This window comes from Staphylococcus sp. EG-SA-2, assembly GCF_017152085.1.
Genome location: NZ_JACYHC010000893.1, coordinates 1 through 1,033 on the forward strand (window position 1 = coordinate 1; position 1,033 = coordinate 1,033).

Sequence of the window (1,033 nt, forward strand, 5' to 3'; positions counted from 1 at the left end):
CGTTTCGTACAATGCTTGTAATAACTGTGCACTGTCTAAATCAGAACCAAACATATGTTAATGCACCTCCTCAAATTGAATATTTTTCTCTTTGAAATATTGATTTATTGCCGTGTCATCAAATTGTTGATCCATATTAAATCGAAGCCACATATAACATACGGTGTTACCTTGTATTTCTGACATAGATGAAAATAAAATTTTAACCTCTCTGCCACAAATTTGAATCAAGTCATTTATAATCGGTTGTGTCACCTGAGTTTCCTCGACGAAGATTTTATAATCTTTAAAACCGCCAACTTGTTCGTCATTCAATCGACGAATCAATGATGTACTTGGCTCAGTCTGTATAACTGTAGACACAAAATTTTGAGCAATCGTCGTTTTAGGATGACTAAACACCTCTTTAACAGTTCCTGTTTCAACCACTTGCCCCTTTTCCATTACAGCAACACGATTACAAATGTCTTTAATAACGCGCATTTCATGTGTAATCATCATAATTGTAATGCCAAAGGTTTGATTGACATTCTTTAATAACGTCAATATCGAAGCAGTCGTTGCTGGATCCAATGCGCTTGTTGCTTCATCGCATAGGAGTATTTTCGGATTAGTAACAAGCGCTCTTGCAATAGCCACCCTTTGCTTCTGCCCACCAGATAATTCATCAGGAAATTGGTCTTTTTTATCACTCAATCCTACAAATTCAAGCATTTCCGTTACTCGTTGCTTAATTTCTGTTTTGCTTTTCTTACTTAAAATGAGTGGCATTGCTACATTTTTAAATACCGTAGCTGAATTTAATAAATTGAAATGCTGAAATATCATACCGATATCTTTCTTAATTTCTCGCATGCCTTTTTCGCTATAATTCGTAATATCATGTCCATCTACAATCACTTGTCCATTCGAGGCAGCTTCAAGATGATTCACGAGTCTTACCAACGTACTTTTTCCTGCACCACTATATCCAATCACACCAAAAATATCATTGCGATTGACCGTAAATGATACGTCCTTCAAAGCATCTATT

The 1,033-nt window shown here is 35.7% G+C and carries 1 protein-coding gene; it reads right to left on the reverse strand.

The window, feature by feature from the left end:
- Positions 1–57: 57 nt before the first annotated feature.
- Positions 58–1,032: an ATP-binding cassette domain-containing protein gene (locus IDG60_RS15760; RefSeq protein ID WP_206160907.1), complete on the reverse strand. Its 975-nt coding sequence runs from the start codon at positions 1,030–1,032 to the stop codon at positions 58–60.
- Position 1,033: the final 1 nt, after the last annotated feature.